General features: G+C 73.1%; 8 protein-coding genes, 1 tRNA gene and 1 other RNA gene. 7 read left to right on the top strand and 3 right to left on the bottom strand.

Features of this window, described 5'->3' with window-relative positions; translation table 11 throughout:
• Positions 1–100: 100 nt before the first annotated feature.
• Both IE318_RS35460 and IE318_RS35455 read right to left on the bottom strand, forming a co-directional pair.
• Positions 101–760, bottom strand: coding sequence for an MOSC domain-containing protein (locus tag IE318_RS35460; RefSeq protein WP_030180453.1), 660 nt, complete (start codon positions 758–760; stop codon positions 101–103).
• A 218-nt stretch (positions 761–978) separates the two neighbouring features.
• Entirely contained in the window at positions 979–1,944 is a 966-nt protein-coding gene (locus IE318_RS35455) for an NADP-dependent oxidoreductase (protein ID WP_189906958.1), read from the bottom strand.
• A gap of 128 nt (positions 1,945–2,072) precedes the next feature.
• Here IE318_RS35455 and IE318_RS35450 point away from each other — a divergent pair, with 128 nt between their 5' ends.
• On the top strand, positions 2,073–3,053 hold the full coding sequence (locus tag IE318_RS35450; protein WP_189906947.1) for a GlxA family transcriptional regulator: 981 nt from the start codon (positions 2,073–2,075) through the stop codon (positions 3,051–3,053).
• 93 nt (positions 3,054–3,146) lie between these two features.
• Here IE318_RS35450 and IE318_RS35445 read toward each other — a convergent pair.
• Positions 3,147–3,231, bottom strand: a tRNA-Ser gene (locus IE318_RS35445).
• A 72-nt stretch (positions 3,232–3,303) separates the two neighbouring features.
• Between IE318_RS35445 and ffs the strand changes: the two genes are divergently transcribed.
• The 6 genes from ffs to IE318_RS35415 all read left to right on the top strand — a co-directional run bounded on the left by ffs (position 3,304) and on the right by IE318_RS35415 (position 12,459).
• Positions 3,304–3,402: signal recognition particle sRNA small type (gene ffs, locus IE318_RS35440), an RNA gene on the top strand.
• A 91-nt stretch (positions 3,403–3,493) separates the two neighbouring features.
• A complete protein-coding gene (locus IE318_RS35435) occupies positions 3,494–5,860 on the top strand; it encodes a DNA polymerase III subunit gamma and tau (protein ID WP_189906945.1) in 2,367 nt (788 codons plus the stop codon).
• 224 nt (positions 5,861–6,084) lie between these two features.
• On the top strand, positions 6,085–7,338 hold the full coding sequence (gene purD, locus IE318_RS35430) for a phosphoribosylamine--glycine ligase (protein ID WP_030180524.1): 1,254 nt from the start codon (positions 6,085–6,087) through the stop codon (positions 7,336–7,338).
• A 326-nt stretch (positions 7,339–7,664) separates the two neighbouring features.
• Positions 7,665–9,764 carry a hypothetical protein gene (locus tag IE318_RS35425; RefSeq protein ID WP_189906956.1) on the top strand — a complete coding sequence of 700 codons (2,100 nt, stop codon included), beginning with the start codon at positions 7,665–7,667 and terminating at the stop codon, positions 9,762–9,764.
• A gap of 198 nt (positions 9,765–9,962) precedes the next feature.
• Positions 9,963–11,468, top strand: coding sequence for a N,N-dimethylformamidase beta subunit family domain-containing protein (locus IE318_RS35420; RefSeq protein WP_189906943.1), 1,506 nt, complete (start codon positions 9,963–9,965; stop codon positions 11,466–11,468).
• A 91-nt stretch (positions 11,469–11,559) separates the two neighbouring features.
• Entirely contained in the window at positions 11,560–12,459 is a 900-nt protein-coding gene (locus IE318_RS35415) for a phosphoribosylaminoimidazolesuccinocarboxamide synthase (RefSeq protein WP_189906941.1), read from the top strand.
• Positions 12,460–12,510: the final 51 nt, after the last annotated feature.

Below are 12,510 nucleotides of genomic sequence, written 5' to 3'. Positions count from 1 at the left end.
ACAGGAGGGGGAAGTCATGCCGGACCCGAAGGCCGGAGGCCCCATTGCGGAGCCACGAAAAAGGTAACGGGGGGGGGCAGCGGCCCGACGACGGAGCGGATCAGACCCGGACCGGCAGGCCCAGCCGCTTGCGGGCCGACTCGCTCTGAGACGGGGACAGCGCGTCGGCCTCCAGCAGGCGCGGCAGCAGCTCGCTCTCACCGGTCAGTGCGCGCAGCACCATCGCCGACGTCACCCCGTGGTCCGGCCGCGACAGCAGCGTCACCGGGTCCCCGGCCGCGACGTGCCCGGGTACGACCACCCGGAAATACACCCCGGGCAGGGCGCGCCGGCTGAACCGCTTGATCCAGGACTCCTGCCCCAGCCAGCCGGCGAAGGTGCGGCAGGGGATCCGGGTCGCCGACGCCTCCAGCACCACCACGTCGCCCACCCGCCAGCGCTCGCCGATGACGGTGCCGGAGACGTCCAGGCCGCGTGTGGTGAGGTTCTCGCCGAACACCCCGGCGGGGAGCTCCCGTCCGAGCTCCTGCTCCCACAGGTCCAGCTCCTCGCGGGCGTAGGCGTAGACGGCCTGGTGGTCGCCGCCGTGGAAACGTGCATCGCAGATGGAGTCACCGGCCATCCCGCTGACCCCCTGGGGTCCGGGTGCCGACACGGCGACAGGGTGGGAGACGGGCCGCTTGTCGATGCCGGTGCGCCCGGCACCCGAGTGCGCGGTGACCCGGCTGCTGCCGATGTTGACGGATTCCACGGTGCCCATGGCAGCCGACCTTAACCTCTCCGTTTCGGTTCGCGTCGCTGACCTTGGGTGATCCCTGTTGGCGGAGGCCGTGGAGCCGCCGTCCGATGTCGGGCATTCCGAGGGCCCGGCGCGGTGGCCGGGTGCTCCTGGGCCCTCGGGTTGTGGGTGGTCGAACGCCTTTCAGATACGGCGGATCTCGTAGTACATGGCGCTGCTCCGACTGCCGGCGAGGGTGGTCAGTCGGCGACGGTGAGGACGACCTTGCCGCGGGTGCGGCCGGCCTCGACGCGGGCGTGGGCCGCGCCGGCCTGCTCCAGCGGGAAGGTCTCCTCCACCTCGACGGCGACCTCGCCGGCGTCGATCAGCCCTGCGATCGTGGTCAGCGCCGCGCCGTCCGGCTCGACCAGGTACGGGGTGACCCGCACGCCTGCCGCCTCGGCGGCCTGGGCCAGTTCCGGGGAGACACCGGCCGGGACGGCGACCAGCAGGCCGCCCGGGCGCAGGACCTTGAGCGAGCGGGTGCTGGTCTGGTCGTGGGCGTCGCCCACCAGATCGATGACGACGTCGATGTCCTTGGTGGCGTCCTCGAAGCGGGTGGTGGTGTAGTCGATGGTCTCGTCAGCGCCGAGTTCCTTGAGCCAGGGGTGGCGTGCGGCGCTGGCGGTGGCGATCACGTGGGCGCCCAGGTGCCGGGCGAACTGGACCGCGAAGTGGCCCACCCCGCCGGCGGCGGCCGTGATCAGGACGCGCTGGCCGGCCTGCACGTGGGCGGTGTCGACCACGGTCTGCCAGGCGGTCAGCGCCGCCAGCGGCACGGCGGCCGCGTGCACGTGGTCCAGAGTGGCCGGCTTGCGGGCCCACTGGCGGGCCGGGGCGGCCACGTACTCGGCGTAGCCACCGGCGGCGCGCGGGAACCACGGCATGCCGTACACCTCGTCGCCGGGCGCGAGGGTGGTGACGCCGAAGCCGACCTCCTCGACGACACCGGAGACGTCCCAGCCCAGGATCAGCGGGAACGTCTGCAGCCCCGCCATGCCCTGTCCTTCGCGGGTCTTCCAGTCCACCGGGTTGACGCCGGCCGCGTGCACACGCACCAGCACCTCGGTCGGCAGCGGCTCGGGGCGCGCGACCTCCTCGGCGGTCAGCACCTGCGGGCCGCCGAACTCCGTGACGGTGACAGCCCGCATGGTGTGCTCACTCATTTTGTCCTCGCTCATGTCCGTCTCACTGTTTCTTTTGCCGGGACCGCGATCCCGGCAAAAGAAACAGTGGCGGGTGCCCGCGGAGACGGGTGAGTGGCCGGAGAGCCACCTGTCGTACTATTCCGGCCATGCCGCATCGTGTCGTCGTTCTGGCCCTCGACGGGGTCCTGCCGCTGGACCTGGGCATCCCGGCGCGGGTGTTCAACGAGGCCTGTGAACCGGACGGGACTCGTCTGTACTCCGTCGTCACCTGCTCCCTCGGCGGCCGGCCGGTACGCACGCACGAGGACTACCGACTCGTCGTCGACCACGACGAGTCGGCGCTGGAGACCGCGGACACCGTCGTTCTGGCCACGCAGGAGCCCAGCGAGCGCCTGCTCGCGACCGGCACGCTCCCCGAGGAACTCGCTGCGGCGCTGGACCGGATAGGGCCGCGGACCCGCATCGTCAGCCTGTGCACGTCGGCCTTCCTGCTCGCGGCGGCCGGTCTGCTGGACGGTCGGCGGGCCACCACCCACTGGGCGCTGTGTGACGCGCTGGCGCGGCTGTTCCCCGACGTCGACGTCGATCCGGACGTCCTGTTCGTCGACAACGGACGAATTCTGACGTCCGCCGGCGGAGCGGCCGGCATCGACCTGTGCCTGCACCTGGTCCGTCTGGACCACGGCGCGGCGGTGGCCTCGGCCGCCGCGCGCCGCTGCGTTGTGGCGCCGTGGCGCGAAGGCGGCCAGGCGCAGTTCATCGAGCACCCGGTTCCGCAGGACACCGACCGATCCACTTCGGCGACCCGGCAGTGGGCCCTGGACCGGCTCGCCGAGCCGATCACACTGGAGGACATGGCCCGGCACGCGCACATGAGCGTGCGCACCTTCACCCGGCGTTTCCGCAGCGAGGTGGGCAGCAGCCCGCTGAAGTGGCTGGCGCAGCGGCGGCTGGCCCACGCGCGCCTGCTGCTGGAGTCCACCGACCTCACCGTCGCGCGGATCGCCACCGCCTGCGGCTTCGGCGACCCCGTCGCCCTGCGCAAGCACTTCCACACGCACCTGGGCCTGTCACCACTGGCCTACCGTCGCGCCCACAACGCACCGGAGCCTATGGCGGCACAGTGACCACCCAGTCGGGCCACGGCCGCGACAACACCCACGACGAAGGGCCCCGCTGGTCACCAGCGGGGCCCTTCGTTTTGCCTGATCAGGCAAGCGCGGAGGATACGAGATTCGAACTCGTGAGGGGTTGCCCCCAACACGCTTTCCAAGCGTGCGCCCTAGGCCTCTAGGCGAATCCTCCGCCGGAAACATTACATGACCGAGAGGAGTGCTCGCGAACTCGTTCCTCACCGCCGGGATCGGGTACTCTTTCGGGAGCCCCTCACGCGGCGCTATCTGACTGAACTCCCCCAGGGCCGGAAGGCAGCAAGGGTAGGTCGGCTCTGGCGGGTGCGTGGGGGGCGCTTGCGTTCCCGGATGCGTGCCGGGGACGTCCCGGGCGGGGTGGGGTCGGGCCGGCTGTCCACGGCCGGTTGTCAGTGGGCGCCTATAACCTCGTATGCGTGTCGTCTCTCGCGCTGTACCGCCGCTACCGCCCGGAGTCCTTTGCCGAGGTCATCGGGCAGGAGCATGTCACCGACCCGCTGCAGCAGGCGCTGCGGAACAACCGGGTCAATCACGCGTACCTGTTCAGCGGTCCGCGCGGGTGCGGCAAGACGACCAGCGCGCGGATCCTCGCCCGCTGTCTGAACTGCGAGAAGGGTCCGACGCCCACGCCCTGCGGGGAGTGCGAGTCCTGCCGCGACCTGGCCAGGAACGGGCCCGGGTCCATCGACGTCATCGAGATCGACGCCGCTTCGCACGGCGGTGTGGACGACGCCCGTGACCTGCGGGAGAAGGCCTTCTTCGGGCCCGCGCGCAGCCGCTACAAGATCTACATCATCGACGAGGCCCACATGGTCACGTCGGCCGGATTCAACGCGCTGCTCAAGGTGGTCGAGGAGCCGCCGGAGCACCTGAAGTTCATCTTCGCCACCACCGAGCCCGAGAAGGTCATCGGGACCATCCGCTCCCGGACCCATCACTACCCCTTCCGGCTGGTCCCGCCGGGGACCCTGCGGGACTACCTCGGTGAGGTGTGCCACAAGGAGGACATCCCCGTCGAGGACGGAGTGCTTCCCCTGGTCGTGCGGGCCGGTGCCGGCTCCGTGCGTGACTCCATGTCCGTCATGGACCAGCTGCTCGCCGGTGCCGGTGAGGACGGTGTGACCTATGCCATGGCCACCTCGCTCCTCGGGTACACCGACGGCTCGCTGCTCGACTCCGTCGTCGAGTCCTTCGCCTCCGGGGACGGCTCCGCCGCCTTCGAGGTCGTCGACCGTGTGATCGAGGGTGGCAACGACCCCCGTCGGTTCGTCGCCGACCTGCTGGAGCGGCTGCGGGACCTCGTGATCCTCGCCGCCGTACCCGACGCCGCCGAGAAGGGGCTCATCGACGCCCCGGCCGACGTCGTCGAGCGGATGCAGGCCCAGGCCCGCTCCTTCGGCGCCGCCGAGCTGAGCCGCGCCGCCGACCTCGTCAACGAGGGTCTGACCGAGATGCGCGGCGCCACCTCGCCCCGCCTCCAGCTCGAGCTGATCTGCGCCCGCGTGCTGCTGCCCGCCGCCTACGGTGACGAGCGGTCCGTGATGGCCCGCCTCGACCGGCTCGAGCGCGGTGTGAGCTTCTCCACGGGCACGGGCACGGGCACGGGCACGGGGGCGCCCCCCATGGGGTACGTGCCCGGTCCCGAGGCCCATCCAGGGGCTGCCGCTGTCACCGGCGGGTCCGCCGCGCCGGTGCCGCCCGGCGGTGGTGCGGCTGCGGCCCGGGCCGCGGTTCGGGGTTCCGGGGTCGGGACGGGTGGTCCTGGGGCCGGTGGAGTGGGGGCTGGTGGCGCCGGGGACGGCGGTACGGTCGCGTCGCCTGCGGCGCCCCCTCCCGGGCCTGTCTCCGGGCCTCCTTCCGGACCTGACTCCGCTCCTGCTCCTACCCCTGCTCCCGCTCCCGCGGCCGTCGCCGGCGACCGTCTTCGGGAGTCGCCCGCGCCCGGTGCTCCGCCCGCATCGGCGGCTGCCGCCGCGGCGCCCGGCGCCTGGCCCACGGCCGCACCCGCGGGCGGTGGGCGGCGTCCCGGGGGCTGGCCGACCGCTGCCGCGCCCGGGGCGGGACGGGCGGCGAGCGGTTCGCCCGCCCCTGCCCCCACCGCGCCCGCGCCCTCCGCCTCGGGTCCCCAGGCGTCCGGTCCGGTCTCCGGCGGGCTCGACCCGCGGCAGTTGTGGCCGAACATCCTTGAAGCGGTGAAGAACCGCCGCAAGGTCACCTGGATCATGCTGGACCAGTACGCCCATGTCGCGGGCTTCGACGGGACAACCCTGCAACTCGGCTTCGCCAGTGCCGGGCCACGGGACAGCTTCGTCAGCAACGGCAGCGAGGACGTACTGCGGCAGGCGCTGGCCGAGCAGTTCCACGTGCAGTGGAAGATCGAGGCGATCGTCGACCCGACGGGTGGCGGGGACTCCACCCCGTCGGCCGCCGGCGGGTACGGCGGAGGCGGCGGATACGGCCCCGGCGGCGGCGCCCCTGCCTCGGGCCGTCCCGCGACGGCCGCCCGGCCCGCCGCTCCGGGCGGCACCGGTTCCCCGGCACCGGGTGCGCCCCCGGCCCAGCCGTCGGCGGCAGCGGGAGCGGCCGCAGGTCCAGCCGCCGCGGGCCCATCCGCCGCGGCCCACCCGCCGCGGTCCAGCGCCCCCGAGCCGCCCCCCGTCGCTCCCGAGGACGACATCCCCGAGGACGACGACCCCGACCTCGACGAATCGGCCCTGTCCGGTCACGAGCTGATCGTGCGGGAGCTGGGCGCCACGGTGGTGGAGGAGTACACGACCGAGTAGCTCACCGCAGGGCACCGCACCCAGCGCACCGGGCACCGCGCACCGGGCAGCGCCAGGACGCCCGGCACAGGACATCGGCGCCCGGCACAGGACATCGGCGCCCGGCAGAGGACATCGCGCCTGGCAGAGGACGTCGCCCGTCGGAGGAACGTACGAACGCCTCTCCGTCCTGCCCTCGGCAACCCGCACAAACCGCTCCGGGCTCCTGCCGTTAGGCTGACCCCGTGAAGGTCCTCGTCATCGGTAGCGGCGCGCGCGAGCACGCCCTGTGCCGTTCCCTGTCCCTCGACCCCGACGTCACCGCGCTGCACTGCGCGCCCGGCAACGCCGGCATCGCCGAGGTCGCCGAGCTGCACCCGGTCGACGCCCTCGACGGCGCGGCCGTCTCCGCGCTGGCCACGGAGCTCGGTGCCGACCTCGTGGTCGTCGGCCCGGAGGCGCCGCTGGTCGCCGGGGTCGCCGACACCGTGCGCGAGGCGGGCATCCCGGTCTTCGGTCCCTCCCGGGCGGCCGCGCAGCTCGAGGGCTCCAAGGCCTTCGCCAAGGACGTGATGGCGGCGGCCGGCGTACCCACGGCGCGCTCCTACGTCTGCACGACGCCGGAGGAGGTCGCCGAAGCCCTCGCCGCCTTCGGCGCGCCGTACGTCGTCAAGGACGACGGTCTCGCCGCCGGCAAGGGTGTCGTCGTCACCGGCGACGTCGAGGCGGCCCGCGCGCACGCGGCGGCATGCGACCGCGTGGTGATCGAGGAGTACCTCGACGGCCCCGAGGTCTCCCTCTTCGCCGTCACCGACGGCGAGACGGTGGTCCCGCTCCAGCCCGCCCAGGACTTCAAGCGCGCCCTGGACGGCGACCAGGGCCCGAACACCGGCGGCATGGGCGCGTACTCCCCGCTGCCCTGGGCCGACCCCGAGCTCGTCGACGACGTTCTGCGGACGGTGCTGCAGCCCACCGTCGACGAGATGCGCCGCCGGGGCACCCCGTTCTCCGGCCTTCTCTACGCCGGCCTGGCGATCACCAGCCGCGGCGTCCGGGTGATCGAGTTCAACGCCCGCTTCGGCGACCCTGAGACCCAGGTGGTCCTGGCGCGCCTCCAGACCCCGCTCGCGGGCGTCCTGATGGCCGCGGCCACCGGCGACCTCGCCCATCTGGAGCCCCTGCGCTGGAGCGACGACGCGGCCGTCACGGTGGTCGTCGCCTCGCACAACTACCCCGGCACCCCGCGCACGGGCGACCCGATCACCGGCCTCGACGAGGTGGCCGCCCAGGACGCCCCGCACGCATACGTGCTGCACGCCGGCACCAAGCGGGACGGCGACACCGTCGTGAGCGCGGGCGGCCGGGTGTTGTCCGTGACGGCGACCGGCAAGGACCTGACCGAGGCCCGCGAGCGGGCCTACGCGGCCGTGGACCGCGTCCGTCTCGACGGCTCCCAGCACCGTACGGACATCGCGGCGAAGGCGGCGGCCGGCGCGTAGCCCACCGCGACCCACCACACAATTACCGGCATCACCAGGCGCTTCTTTCCCCACAGCACCAGGCGTCTCTCGACACTCGGGCCCGGACGCGATCCGGGGCCCGAGTGTTGCTGTCCGTCGTCCACCTCTGACCAAAGCCATTCCATCGAGTGAGCAATGGCCCATACGGCTGACGCAGGCCGGGGCCCCAACTAGGGTGCGGCGCAAGCGTTCCGGCACTTGGCCCACCGGCATTGCGATGTCAGTGGCGGGTGCCACAGTGGGGGAGTGAGCAACACAGGGCAGTCAGGACAGTCGGGAGGGGGTGACGTCCGGTCGTGACCGGTATGGGTGTGGAGGTCGGTGTGCAGTCCGCGCGCTCCCGGGCCCTCGCCGTGCTGCATGTTCGCAGCCGGGCGCTGGCCGTCGCCCTGCTGCCCGCCGCCTTCGCCGTGATCCTGCTCGCCGGGGGCTCCACCGGCCACCTCGTGGGCCGGGGCTGGGACCTCGCCCGCTGGGTGGTGGGGGTCGTCGCGGTGGTCGTCCTTCTGGCCGCCGCCGGCATCGGCCTCGTCGTCGCCCGCGCCCGCCCCGCCATGAGCCCGACGGTCCCGATCCCCGAGGAGTCCGCCCCGGACCTGTACCGCCTGGTGCGCGACCTCGCCGACCGTCTCGACGTGCCCGCCCCGTCCGCCATAGCGGTCACCCCGGACTGCGACAGCTGGCTGGAGGACCGCACCCATCCGGCCCACGGCCCGCCCCCACAGGCGCACGGGCACCACGCCGACGCCGGCCGCGGCCGCGACGATCCGTACGGGCTGCGCGGCCTGGCCTCGGCCCGACCCCGTCGTACGGCGGCGGCACCTGTGCTCGTCATAGGCTCGCCGTTCCTGTGGTGGATGCGCGTCGGCGAGCTGCGGGCCGTCCTCGCTCCCGTGGTCGCCGGTACGGGACCCTCGGCGCACCCGGACATAGCCGCGGCCCGCCGTTTCGTGCGCGGTCTGGACGCGGCGGTGGCCGTCACCTCGGCACCCGGCCGCAGTCCCCTGGCCGGCCCGGTGTGCGCGGGCGTCGGCTGGGTGGCCCGGCTGCTCCTGCGCGGCTGCCGGGAGTACGCGGCCGAGATGGAGCGCGGGGTGGCGGCCGCGGCCGCCGAGCGTGCACAGGCTGTGGACTACGGCCTGAGAATCGTCGCCCAGGAACAGGTGGGCCTGGCGTACGCCGGCTGGGACCGGCTTCTGACCCGGGTCGCGCTCCCCGCCTGGCGCATGGGCCGCTGGCCCTCCCGGCTGGACGCGGGCGTCGTGGCCGCCCTCACCGAGCTGTCCCGCCGTGACCGCCTGGCCGAGGGCTTCGCCTCCCGGCTCGGCGAGCGCCCCGCCTGCGATCTGCTCGAGGAGCCCGGCGTGGTCGACGAGGCCACCTCACTGCTGGCGGCGCGGCTGTTCCACGGCGGCCCCGCCGAGCACGGCCCGGACTGGTCCCCGGTGGACTGGAACGAGTATCCGGAGGAGGTCGTCGACCGCAAGTGGCGCACCGACGCGGCCCGTCTCCACCGGGTCCTGGACACACTCGGCGTACGCCGCTCCCCGAACCCCCCGGCATCCGATCCCCACGGTCCGACCCTGGCCCGCGTCCTGGACCACCTGGCCGCGCAACCGCACACCCCCACCGCCGCCCCCCAGGCCGCCACCACCCTCGCCCCGCCCCCGCCGGCACACCCGGCCCGGTACCAGGCCGCTTCCCCGGCCGAGGACCCCGAGAGCACACCACCGGACGCCGAGCGCACCGCGAACGCCGACAGCACGAGGGACGCCGAGCCCACCACGAGGGACACCGAGCCCACGAGTGCCGCCGAGCACGCGCCCGACTCCGACCGCACACCCGCCACCAGCCACGCGTCCGGTGCCGGCCACGCGTCCGACACCGGCCACACGCCAGACACCGGCGGCACGCCCGACACCGACCGCACACCCGCCACCGGCCACGCCTCCGACACCGCCCCGGGTGAGGACGGCGACCTGGCGAACGAGCGGAGTGCGGTGCTCGCGGCCGGGCTCAGTGCCGAGCTGGCCCGCGAGGAGGCCGCCGCACCCGAGCCCAAGACGGCACCGCCGGGAGCCGGAGCCGCCGGTCAGATCCCGGGGGCGCTCCCCCTCTGGGACGAGGGCTCGCTCCCGCTGCTCCCCCTCCAGCCGCCGCGCACCGGCCGGGATCTCCTCGCCGACCACGTCACCGCGATGGTCTGCTGCGCGGCGATGGACACCGCCGGCGCCACTCCGGGCCTCGACTGGCTCGACGGTCCCTCCCTCCTGATCAACGGGGAGAGAGCCGTCGACCTCGGCGCCAAGGTCCGCGCCCTGATCGAGGAGGGCGATCCGGTCCCGTTGCGCACCTGGCTGGTCGATTCGGGCATACGTCCGGAAAAGCCCGTACGGCTCGTCTGACCTGGACCGTTGTCCGGGGCGCGAGCACCCTACCGGACCCCTGGCTTCCACTTTCGGTCAATTCGCAACGAGTAGTGACAGCATGCGTGCGTAATGTGATGTGCTGGGATCGTTCACGCACCTGGCAAACGCATACGACATACGACAGACCGCACTGCCGCACCACATGTCATGGGGGCACGAGGGAGGGGAACGGCCATGGGATCGGAGCGGATCCGACGCTGGGAGTCGGGAGCACTCGCGCACGCCGTGACGGACCCCTTCGGTCAGGGTCCCGTTCCCTGGCTGCGCGGCAGCGAGACGTACTTCGACGACACGGGCCAGGTCGTCCCGTGGTACGTCGACGCCGGGGCGGCAGGAGCAGGCGGGACGACGGCCACCGCCCCCCGGGTGCCCGCCCCCCGCACCTCCGAGGGCGGCCCCCGCTCGGCCGACGACGTGCGCCGCCAGATCAAGGGCTTCGCCTCCAACGGCCCCGTCACACCCGGCGAGGCCATCGACTTCCACATCACCGTCGACCCGCCCCAGCAGTTCAGCGTCGACGTCTACCGCATCGGCCACTACAACGGCGACGGCGCCGCGAAGATCACCACGAGCCCGCGTCTGTCCGGCATCGTCCAGCCCCCGCCGCTCACCGCCGACCGCACGGTCTCCTGCCACCACTGGTGGCTGTCCTGGCGGCTGCAGGTCCCGTCGTACTGGAGCATCGGCGCGTACGTCGCCGTGCTGACCACCGCCGACGGCTACCGCTCCCACATCCCCTTCACCGTGCGCGACAACCACCCGGCGGACCTGCTCCTGCTCATGCCCGACGTCACCTGGCAGGCCTACAACCTCTACCCGGAGGACGGCCGCACCGGCGCCAGCCTCTACCACGCCTGGGACGAGGACGGCCGTCTGCTCGGCGAGGCGGACGCGGCGACCACGGTCTCCTTCGACCGGCCGTACGCGGGCGCGGGCCTGCCCCTGCACGTCGGCCACGCCTACGACTTCATCCGCTGGGCCGAGCGCTATGGCTACGACGTCGCCTACGCCGACGCCCGCGACCTGCACGCCGGCCGAGTCGACCCCACCCGCTACCGCGGCCTGGTCTTCCCCGGCCACGACGAGTACTGGTCGACCCCCATGCGCCGTACCGTCGAACTCGCCCGCGAGCACGGCACGTCGCTGGTCTTCCTCTCCGCCAACACCATGTACTGGCAGGTGGAGCTGGGTCCTTCCCCGTCCGGCGTCGCCGACCGCCTGCTGACCTGCCGCAAACGCAAGGGTCCGGGCCGGCCGGTGCTGTGGCGGGAGATCGACCGCCCCGAGCAGCAACTGGTCGGCATCCAGTACGCCGGGCGCGTCCCCGAGCCGCATCCGCTGATCGTCCGCAACGCCGACCACTGGCTGTGGGAGGCGACCGGCGCGCAGGACGGCGACGAGATCGAGGGCCTGGTCGCGGGCGAGGCCGACCGCTACTTCCCGCGCACCCCGCTCCCCGACCACCAGGACCGCATCCTGCTCGCGCACTCCCCGTACACCGACGCCGAGGGCGTCCTGCGCCACCAGGAGACGTCCCTGTACCGGGCCCCGTCCGGCGCCCTGGTCTTCGCCTCAGGGACGTTCGCGTGGTCCCCGGCGCTGGACCGTCCCGGCCACGTCGACGCCCGTATCCAGCGCGCCACGGCCAACCTTCTCGACCGCATCTGCAAACGGGACTGACCCTCCGACCGGTCCTCCCGCCACCCGCTGTCCGAGGCCCGTGTCCGATACGGGAGAATCGGACCATTGGACAGAACCACGGGGAGGAACCGTGTCCGGATTCGTAGAAAAGCCCGAGCCGATCCAGGTTCCGGGCCTGGTGCACCTGCACACCGGAAAGGTGCGCGAGCTGTACCAGAACGAGGCGGGCGACCTCGTGATGGTCGCCAGCGACCGCATGTCCGCCTACGACTGGGTGCTGCCCACCGAGATCCCCGACAAGGGCCGCATCCTCACGCAGCTGTCCCTGTGGTGGTTCGACCGCCTCACCGACCTGGTCCCCAACCACGTCATCAGCACCGAGCTCCCCGAAGGGGCGCCCGCCGACTGGGCCGGCCGCACCCTCGTGTGCAGGTCGCTGCGGATGGTCCCCGTGGAGTGCGTGGCCCGCGGCTACCTCACCGGGTCCGGCCTGGCGGAGTACGACGACTCCCGCACGGTGTGCGGCCTCGCCCTGCCCGAGGGGCTCGTCGACGGCTCCGAACTCCCCGCCCCGATCTTCACCCCGGCAACCAAGGCCGAGGTCGGCGAGCACGACGAGAACGTCTCCTACGAGGAGGTGGCGCGCCAGGTCGGCGCGGAGACCGCCGCACAGCTGCGCCAGGCGACCCTCGCCGTCTACGGCCGGGCCCGCGACATCGCCCGCGAGCGCGGGATCATCCTCGCCGACACCAAGTTCGAGTTCGGCTTCGACGGGGAGACCCTGGTCATCGCCGACGAGGTGCTCACCCCGGACTCCTCCCGCTTCTGGCCGGCCGACCAGTGGCAGCCGGGCCGCGCGCAGCCGTCGTACGACAAGCAGTTCGTGCGGGACTGGCTGACGTCCGCCGAGTCCGGCTGGGACCGCAGGAGCGAGCAGCCCCCGCCGCCGCTGCCCCAGCAGGTGGTGGAGGCGACGCGGGCGAAGTACGTGGAGGCGTACGAGCGCCTGACGGGCACCAGCTGGTCCTAGGGGTGCAGGACGCGAAAGGGCCCCCCGGCGAAACCGGGGGGCCCTTCTCTG

Source organism: Streptomyces spiralis (genome assembly GCF_014654675.1).
Lineage (GTDB): Bacteria > Actinomycetota > Actinomycetes > Streptomycetales > Streptomycetaceae > Streptomyces > Streptomyces spiralis.
The sequence above is the reverse complement of the archived record's forward strand: the minus strand, read 5'-3'. Positions and strand labels throughout refer to the sequence as shown.